This is a genomic window from Kineococcus siccus, assembly GCF_009906795.1.
GTDB classification, from domain to species: domain Bacteria; phylum Actinomycetota; class Actinomycetes; order Actinomycetales; family Kineococcaceae; genus Kineococcus; species Kineococcus siccus.
Genome location: NZ_JAAALN010000180.1, coordinates 1 through 8,770, shown reverse-complemented (window position 1 = coordinate 8,770; position 8,770 = coordinate 1). Strand labels below are relative to the sequence as shown.

The following is an 8,770-nucleotide window of genomic DNA, read 5'->3' as shown; positions in this document are numbered from 1 at the left end:
CCCCCGCCCGCTGTCCGGCTACCCCGAGTTCTCCCCGGCCGAGCGCATCGTCGAGCAGCAGGTCCTCGACGGCCTGCGCCGGGTGTTCGAGCTGCACGGGTTCGCGGGCATCGAGACGCGCGCCGTCGAGCCGCTGTCCCAGCTGCTGCGCAAGGGCGAGATCGACAAGGAGGTCTACGTCGTGCGGCGCCTGCACGAGGCCGCCGACGCGGAGGTGGGCGACGACACCCTGGCGCTGCACTTCGACCTCACGGTGCCCTTCGCGCGCTACGTCGTGGAGAACTCCGGGACCCTGCAGTTCCCGTTCAAGCGATACCAGATCCAGAAGGTCTGGCGCGGGGAGCGTCCGCAGGAGGGCCGGTACCGGGAGTTCTGCCAGGCCGACATCGACGTCGTCGGCCGCGACTCGCTGCCCGCGCACCACGAGGCCGAGATGGCCCTGGTGATGGCGGAGGCCCTGACGTCCCTGCCGCTGCCGCCCGTGCGGATGCAGGTCAACAACCGCAAGCTCATCGAGGGGTTCTTCCGCGGGGTGGGCGCGGCCGACCCCGCCGCGGTCATGCAGGCCGTCGACAAGCTCGACAAGATCGGGGCCGACGGCGTCCGGACCCTCCTGACCACCGCGGCCGGGCTCGACGCGCAGCAGGCCGACGCCTGCCTGGCGCTCGCCGCCATCAGCGGTCCCGACGCCTCGGTGCTCGACCGCGTGCGGGCCCTCGGGGTGCAGGACCCGCTGCTGGAGGAGGGGATCGCCGACCTGGGCGCCGTCCTCGACGCCACCGCGGGGTTCACGGGCGAGCGGTTCTCCCTCGTGGCGGACCTCAGCGTCGCCCGGGGGCTGGACTACTACACGGGCACGGTCTACGAGACCCGCATGGTCGGCTTCGAGTCGCTGGGCTCGATCTGCTCGGGCGGGCGCTACGACGCGCTGGCCTCCGACGGGCGCAGCACCTACCCCGGCGTCGGGATCTCCTTCGGCGTCACCCGCGCCCTCGCCCCGCTGCTGGCCCGCGGGGTGCTCGGCGCGTCGCGCAGCACGCCCACGTGCGTCCTGGTGGCGCTGGGCGACGACGCGGCGCGGGCCGCGGCGGCCCGCACGGCGGCGGCCCTGCGCGCGCGGGGCATCGCCGTAGAGGTCTCGCCGGACGCCGCGAAGTTCGGCAAGCAGATCCGCTTCGCCGAGCGGCGCGGCATCCCCTTCGTGTGGTTCCCGGGCGCAGCCGCCGACGGCGCGGACCAGGTGCGCGACATCCGCTCCGGCGAGCAGGTGGACGCCGACGCCGCGGCGTGGGCCCCGCCCGCCGCGGACCTGCGCCCCACGGTGGTCCGCGCCGGCTGACGCCGCCCCGCACCCCGGTCGGCCGTGGCGCCGGCAGCACTCACCCCGCGGTGCGGACGCCCAGGTGGGCGGCGAAGGCCGGGGCCAGCTGCAGCAGCTGCACGTCGCTGATCCGCGCGCCGCGCAGCCCCGCGACGCCGGCGACGCCCTCGAGCTCGGAGGGGCTCAGGTCGACCGCCGCGAGGGCCGCCGAGGAGACCTCCAGCTGCCCGATCCGGCAGCCCTCGAACCGCACGCGCGTCCACCGCGCGCCCGAGGCGTCGACGTCGCGCAGGTCGCAGTCGTCGAGGACCACGTCGGTGAACGCGGTGTCGCGCAGGTCGGCGAAGTCCACCCGGCCGCCCGTGAGGCGGACCCGGGTGAGGCTCGCACCGGTCAGCGCGAGGGCGCCGATCCGGAAGCTCTCGAGCGTGACCTCCTGCCAGGTCGTCGAGCGCCAGGACGCGGTCGTGGCGGTCACCTCGGTCAGGGCGCAGTCGACGAGCCGGGCGCCGGTCAGGTCCAGGTCGTCGCACCGGCAGCCGGTGAGGGCGCAGCCGAGGAAGCGGGCGTCGCGCGCGGAGAGACCGCTGAGGTCGAGGTCGCGGAACTCCAGGCCGTCGTGGGCCGCGGACGACGCGGGTGGTGCGCCGGACGGGACCAGCTCGCCCAGGTCGGGGCTCGCCCGCAGCGGTTCCTCGCGATCGCGACGTCGGGTTCCCACGGCCGTCAGCGTGCCAGGTCCGGGGTCGGTCGCGCGGGGCTCACGAACCGGACCGCACGACGCTGTCGTCGGGCGCCGTGAAGCCCAGGACGCGGACCCCCGCGCCGGGCACGGTCAGCACGCGACCCCGCGCGAGCACCGCGGCCCGTCCCGGCGGGAGGACCCGGAAGCGGGCCCCGCACGGCTGCCCCGTCGCCACGGCGGCGTCGAGGACTCCCCGGAGGGCGGAGCGGTCGTCGGCGTGCACGCTGCGCCGCAGCCACTCCGCCAGGGGCGCGGCCCCCGCGCCCCCGGCCAGGCCCCACACGGCGGCCGCCCGCGCGTCCCAGCACAGCGTGCCGGTCGCGAGGTCGTACTCCCAGACCCCGGACGACTCGCCGGGCAGCGCGTCGCCGCCCGTGCTGCGCAGGTCGACGACCGGCGCGGGGGGCGGCAGCAGTCCCGCGAGGCGGGCGCGCAGCCGCGGAGGCAGCTGCTCGAGGGTCGCGGCGGAGCGGACCTCGGCCAGGACCCGCGCGAGGTGGGCGTCGGTGAGCCCGTCGCCCTGGACGACGAGGCCGTCGTCGACCCCGAGCTGGTCGTCGACGGCGACGGCGTCCACCAGGACGGTGGTGACGGGGTCCGGCGTGTCCGGCAGGTCGTCGCCCCAGAGCGCTTCGAGCGTCGTGCGCACGCGCTCGGCCCGCCGCCGCAGCCGGTGCTCGCGCGAGAGCGGGTCGTTCACGTCGCACCGCCGCGCGGGGGGCCCGCCGGGACGCGGGCCGGTCCGGGGTGCCGCACGGTGTCCCCCCGGGTCGTCGAGGTCGGCGGCTGCCCCCGGGGTGCCGGTGACCCGTCCGCGCTGGGTCGAGTGAACCTGTCCGGCCCCCGCGCGGCAAGCCCCCCGCGCGGGGGGCGGCGGGGCAGGCGCTTGACAGGTGGTCGAACGCCTGTTCGACTGCTCTGGTGAGGTGGTCGGGGCAGCAGCTGGACGTCGAGGCAGCACCGGAGCACGCCCCGGCGCTGCCGGGGATGACCCGCGTCCGGGGCTTCCTGCGGACGGTGACGACGCCCGAGTTCGCCGGCATCCGCTTCCACGAGATCGCCGCCCGCACGGTGCTGAACCCCGTGCCCGCCGGGTCCCCGATGCCGTTCCGGCACACGGTGAACCCCTACCGCGGGTGCTCGCACGCGTGCGTCTACTGCTACGCCCGCGGGACCCACAGCTGGCTCGAGCTGGACACCGGGCTCGGCTTCGACCGGGAGGTGGTCGTGAAGGTGAACGCGGGCGAGGCGCTGCGTCGCGACCTCGCCCGGCCGTCGTGGTCGCGCGAGCACGTCGCGCTGGGCACGAACACCGATCCGTACCAGCGCGCGGAGGGCCGCTACCGGCTCATGCCGGGGATCATCGAGGCCCTGACCGCCGCGCGCACGCCGTTCAGCATCCTCACCAAGGGGACCCTCCTGCGCCGCGACGTCGCCCTCCTCCAGGCGGCCGCGGAGCACGTGCCCCTCGGGCTGGGCGTCTCGCTCGCGATCTACGACGACGAGCTGCAGGCGTCGCTCGAGCCCGGCACGCCCAGCGTCGCGGCGCGGCTGGCGATGGTGCGGCACCTGCGCGCGGCGGGACTGCCCTGCGGGGTCATGCTCGCGCCGGTCCTGCCCTGGCTGACCGACTCCGTCGCGGCCCTCGACGACGCGCTCGCGCAGCTGGCCGAGGCCGGCGCGACGGGCGTCACGGTCCTGCCCCTGCACCTGCGGCCCGGGGCCAAGGAGTGGTTCCAGCAGTGGCTGCAGCGCGAGCGGCCCGACCTGGTGGCGGGCTACGCCCAGCTGTACGGCCGCGGCTCCTACGTCGGTGCGGAGTACCGCCGCTTCCTCGCCGACCGCGTGGCGCCCCTCCTGCGCCGGCACGGCTTCGCCCCGGGCAGCGCGGGCGTCCAGGTGCGCGGGATGCCCGGGGACGACGACGCCCAGTTCCCCACCGGCAGCCTGCCGGAGCTCGCGGGGCACCACGGCGCCCCCGCGCCCGAGGGCGAGCAGCCGTCGCTCTTCTGACCGTCTGACCGTCCCTGATCTGACGGTCGCTGATCTCGATGGCGCCCGGCCTCTCGCGCCCAGCTCCGGCCCGCGGCGTCGGGCCCGTCAGGACCCGACGGGCAGCAGCATGAGCTTGCTCGGCGCCTGCCAGGTCCCCGCCGTGGTCGGCCACCACAGCGTGCCCGGCGCCGGCTCCTCGCCGGGCTGCGTCCACCGCAGCGCGTGCTGGACGGGCCGCTCGGCGACGTCGCGGCGGTGCGCGTAGTTGGCCCGCAGCAGCGCCCGCATCACCGGGCCGGCCGCCTCGGTGCGCTGCTCGATCTGGACCTGCACGGCACCGGGGTCGGAGAAGGCGTCGACGATCTCGCAGCGGCAGCTGTAGGCCAGCGTGCCGATCTCGCCGGGGGAGGCGACCCGCTCGTCGCCGACGAGCTCGCCCACCCGCAGGCCGATGCTGCGGTACTCGGCGGGGGTGGCGAAGTTGCCGAACACCGGCGGGTAGGCCCAGGGCACGGGCAGCGCGACGGCCGGGACGCTCAGCGCCAGGGCGCCGACGGCCGCGGGGGCGAGCAGCCCGAGCCCGGCCCGCAGCGGCCACCGGTGCCGGGCGCCGCGGGCGAGGACGGCCGGGCCCAGGACGGCGACGAGCGACAGCGACGCCATCGGCGGGACGTAGTACCACTGGTAGGGCGGGACGCCGAGCACGCTGTAGACCCCGAAGTAGGCCACCCCGCCGAGGCCGAGGCCCACCAGCGGGCTCGCCGCCGGGTGGGGCGCGCGGGCCGCGCCCGGCGTGCGTCGTCGCACGGCCCGGGCCCGCAGTCCCCGCCCGGCCGCGGCGGCGAGGAGGGCGAGCAGGACCAGCAGGCCGAGGACCGCCGGCACGACGCCCACGACGACGGCCGTCGGCATGAGCGGGACGTAGTGGGTCCACAGCCCCCGCAGGTAGGTGCGGTCGGGGCCGAACGTCTGCTGCAGCGTCTTGATGACGAAGGTGTCCGGGATCGCCGAGCCCAGCTGCCACCAGCTGAACGCGAACCACGGCAGCGACACCGCGGCGCACACGCCCACCGCGACGAGCAGGCGGCGCAGCACGCCCGGCGAGACGAGGGCGACGAGCACCACGAAGACGACCATGTCGAGGCGGGCGAGCAGCGCGGCCCCCGCCACCACGCCGTACAGCGCGGGCCGCCGGGCGAGCGCCGTGGCCAGCAGCGCCGTCATGCAGGTCACGAGCAGCACGACCTCCAGGCCGAGCGCCGAGACGAGGAAGGGGTTGGCCAGCACGACCACGAGGGCGACCGCCGCCCAGCCGGCGGACACGCCGAGGTGGCGCGCCGCCCGCGCCGCGCACCAGCCGGCCAGCGCGCACAGCGCGGTCGTGACCAGCCCGAGCGCGAGGACGGGGTCGACCCCCACCACGGGCCGCAGCAGGAGCGTGCCCAGGGCCAGGAGCAGGACGTTCAGCGGGGACGTCGCGGCGTTCGACGTCATGCCCGGGGTGAGGCCCCAGTGGGCGTGCTCGGCGACGTTGCGGGCGTAGGAGAGCGTGATGTACGTGTCGTCGGTCAGCCCGTCCGCGGCCACCCAGCTGAGGACGGCGCCCAGCGCCGCACCCACGAGCAGCACGGTGCGGGCGGGGGAGAGCAGGCGCGGCACGCGGAGAACCCTGGCACACGCCCCGCGTCGCCGGGCCGGGCCGCTGCGCCGCAACGGTGGCCGCGCGGTCGCGGCGACGTCCGTAGGATCGCCCGAGCGCACCCCGCGCCCGACGACGAGAGGACCTCCCGTGCTCCGCACCCACGAGGCCGGCACGCTGCGTGCCGGTCACGCCGGACAGACCGTGACGCTCACCGGCTGGGTGGCGCGGCGGCGAGACCACGGGGGAGTGGCCTTCCTGGACCTGCGCGACGCCTCGGGCGTCGTCCAGGTCGTCGCGCGCGACGAGGTCCTCGAGCGCGGCGGCGCGCACGAGCTGCGCAACGAGTACTGCGTCCGCCTGACGGGCGCCGTCCGGGAGCGCCCGGCGGGCAACGAGAACCCGAACCTGCCGACCGGGGCCGTCGAGGTCGACGCCGCCGAGCTCGAGGTGCTCAGCGCCGCCGCGCCGCTGCCCTTCCAGATCGACGACCACGTGGAGGTCGGCGAGGAGGCGCGGCTGAAGTACCGCTACCTCGACCTGCGCCGCAGCGGCCCGGCCGCCGCCATGAGGTTGCGCAGCGAGGTCAACCGCGCCGCGCGCCGGGTGCTGGAGGCGCACGCGTTCACCGAGGTGGAGACGCCCACCCTGACGCGCTCGACGCCCGAGGGTGCCCGCGACTTCCTCGTGCCCGCGCGCCTGAGCCCGGGCTCCTGGTACGCGCTGCCGCAGAGCCCGCAGCTGTTCAAGCAGCTGCTCATGGTCGGTGGCCTGGAGCGCTACTACCAGATCGCCCGCTGCTACCGCGACGAGGACTTCCGGGCCGACCGGCAGCCCGAGTTCACGCAGCTCGACGTCGAGATGAGCTTCGTCGAGCAGGACGACGTCCTCGCGCTCGCCGAGGAGGTGCTCGTCGCGCTGTGGCGGCTGACCGGGTACGAGATCGCGACGCCGATCCCGCGCATGACCTTCGAGGACGCCATGGCGCGCTACGGCAGCGACAAGCCGGACCTGCGCTTCGCCGTCGAGCTCGTCGACTGCACGGCCTACTTCGCCGAGACGCCGTTCCGCGTCTTCCAGGCCCCCTACGTCGGCGCGGTCGTCATGCCCGGTGGTGCCTCGCAGCCGCGCAAGCAGCTCGACGCCTGGCAGGAGTGGGCCAAGCAGCGCGGCGCCCGCGGCCTGGCCTACGTGCTCGTCGGCGGGGACGGGGAGCTCACCGGCCCGGTCGCGAAGAACCTGCCCGACGCCGAGAAGGCCGGTCTGGCCGCGCAGGTGGGCGCCGCCCCCGGTGACTGCGTGTTCTTCGCGGCCGGGGCCCGCACGGCGTCGCGCGCCCTGCTGGGTGCCGCCCGCGGCGAGATCGCCCGTCGGTGCGGCCTGGTCGACGAGTCGGCGTGGGCGTTCACGTGGGTCGTGGACGCCCCGATGTTCAAGAACGCCGCCGAGGACGACGACGTGTCCATCGGCGGCGGCGCCTGGAACGCGGTGCACCACGCCTTCACGGCGCCCAAGCCCGAGCACCTCGACACCTTCGACGTCGACCCCGGCTCGGCGCTGACCAACGCCTACGACATCGTCTGCAACGGCAACGAGATCGGGGGCGGCTCGATCCGGATCCACCGCCGCGACGTGCAGGAGCGCGTGTTCGCGGTCATGGGCATCGACGAGGCCTCGGCGAGGGAGAAGTTCGGGTTCCTCCTCGACGCCTTCAGCTTCGGCGCCCCGCCGCACGGCGGCATCGCCTTCGGCTGGGACCGCATCGTGGCCCTGCTCGCGCGGGCGGAGTCCATCCGCGAGGTCATCGCCTTCCCGAAGTCCGGCGGCGGCTACGACCCGCTCACGGCGGCTCCCGCGCCCATCACCCCGCAGCAGCGCAAGGAGGCCGGCGTCGACGCCGCGCCGCCGGCCCCGGCGGCGGGAGCGCCCACCGCGGGTGCCTAGGCCGTCCCCACCGGCGGCCGCGGCGTTCGCGTGCGCCGCGGCCGCCGGACTGCTGAGCGTCGCCGTGGTGCGCGGCTGGACCGCCGCCGTCGACGGCGAGCTCTCCCGCGCGGCCGTGGCCGCCGCGGTGGGTTCCCCGGCCCTGGCCACGCTCGGGCACGTCGTCGAGCAGGTCACCCAGCCCGTCTGGTTCCACACGGCCGGGGCGCTCGCGCTGGGCCTGGCGTTCCGCCGCGGCCACCGCCGCGAGGCCGCCGCCGCGCTCGTCGCGGGGGGCGCCGCCGCGGCCCTGTCGCCGCTCGTGAAGGCCCTCGCGGGCCGGCCCCGCCCCGCGCTGGACGCGGGGCTCACGACGGCGACCGGCGGGTCCTACCCGTCGGGGCACGCCCTGGCCTCCGCGACCGTGCTCCTGTACCTGCTCGCACTGCTCCTGCCCCCCGCAGCGAGCCGGGCCCGCCGCCGGTGGCGGCGGGCCGCGGTGGCCGTCGTCCTGCTGGTCGTGGGCGCCGACCGGCTCCTCGTGGGGGCGCACTGGCCGAGCGACGTCCTGGCGGGCTGGCTCCTGGCCGGGGCGCTGGTCGGGACCGCGACGGCCGTGGCGCGCCGCGCGCCCCCACCCGACCACCGCCCCACCTGACCCCGGCCCACGCGACCACCAGCACACCCGACCGTCCGGTGCTGCCGGCACGCTCACCGCGGGGTGGGGGTCACGTGGACGGAGCGGCCGCGACGGCGGTGGACGCGTCGAGGGGCCGCGTCAGGTCGTACAGCGTCGTGCCGTCCACGGTGGTGGCGGTGAAGTTCTCCTCCACCCACGTCGCGACGAGGGTCGCGGCGTCGCTGCCCCCGCTGGCCGTCCCGCCGCCCAGCGTCCGGCCGGGCACGTAGTAGTGGACGTCGCCGGCCGCGACGTGAGCCTGGAACTGCGCCAAGGTCGGCGCCGGGTCGGTCCCGTTGAAGCCCCCGACGGCCATCACGGGTTCCTGCGTCGCGAGCTGGTACCCCGCGGCGTTGTTGGACCCCGTCGTGGCCGCGACCCAGCGGTAGGAGGAGGCGTCGGCCTCGAGGAGCGCGACCAGTGCCGCGCTCGGCGTCGTCGCCCCCAGGAGACCGCCCGCGCCTGCGC

At 76.5% G+C, this 8,770-nt stretch carries 8 protein-coding genes; 4 read left to right on the top strand and 4 right to left on the bottom strand.

Annotated features, from left to right (window positions below):
• Window positions 1–1,339: histidine--tRNA ligase (gene hisS, locus GTR02_RS16825; protein WP_205709469.1), on the top strand; the 1,339-nt coding region annotated here is incomplete at its 5' end.
• Between the two features lie 40 nt (window positions 1,340–1,379).
• Here the strand turns inward: hisS and GTR02_RS16820 are convergent.
• Together GTR02_RS16820 and GTR02_RS16815 are read right to left on the bottom strand one after the other, a co-directional pair.
• A complete protein-coding gene (locus tag GTR02_RS16820; RefSeq protein ID WP_166608644.1) occupies window positions 1,380–2,042 on the bottom strand; it encodes a pentapeptide repeat-containing protein in 663 nt (220 codons plus the stop codon).
• 40 nt (window positions 2,043–2,082) lie between these two features.
• Window positions 2,083–2,766, bottom strand: coding sequence for a hypothetical protein (locus GTR02_RS16815; protein WP_166608643.1), 684 nt, complete (start codon window positions 2,764–2,766; stop codon window positions 2,083–2,085).
• 221 nt (window positions 2,767–2,987) lie between these two features.
• Here GTR02_RS16815 and GTR02_RS16810 point away from each other — a divergent pair, with 221 nt between their 5' ends.
• A complete protein-coding gene (locus tag GTR02_RS16810; RefSeq protein WP_205709468.1) occupies window positions 2,988–4,079 on the top strand; it encodes an Rv2578c family radical SAM protein in 1,092 nt (363 codons plus the stop codon).
• A gap of 87 nt (window positions 4,080–4,166) precedes the next feature.
• Here the strand turns inward: GTR02_RS16810 and GTR02_RS16805 are convergent, their stop codons facing one another.
• Window positions 4,167–5,720 (bottom strand): hypothetical protein, encoded by a 1,554-nt coding sequence (locus tag GTR02_RS16805; RefSeq protein ID WP_166608642.1) that lies wholly within the window; start codon window positions 5,718–5,720, stop codon window positions 4,167–4,169.
• 130 nt (window positions 5,721–5,850) lie between these two features.
• On the opposite strand from GTR02_RS16805, the gene aspS reads away from it, so the two are divergent.
• Window positions 5,851–7,644 carry an aspartate--tRNA ligase gene (gene aspS / locus GTR02_RS16800; RefSeq protein ID WP_166608641.1) on the top strand — a complete coding sequence of 598 codons (1,794 nt, stop codon included), beginning with the start codon at window positions 5,851–5,853 and terminating at the stop codon, window positions 7,642–7,644.
• Entirely contained in the window at window positions 7,637–8,281 is a 645-nt protein-coding gene (locus GTR02_RS24620) for a phosphatase PAP2 family protein (RefSeq protein WP_166608640.1), read from the top strand. Before aspS ends, GTR02_RS24620 begins: the two co-directional genes overlap by 8 nt.
• Before the next feature lie 70 nt (window positions 8,282–8,351).
• On the opposite strand, the gene GTR02_RS16790 is transcribed toward GTR02_RS24620, so the two are convergent.
• Window positions 8,352–8,770 (bottom strand): mannosyltransferase YkcB-related protein (locus tag GTR02_RS16790; protein WP_240895900.1); only part of this gene is annotated, 419 nt, incomplete at its 5' end.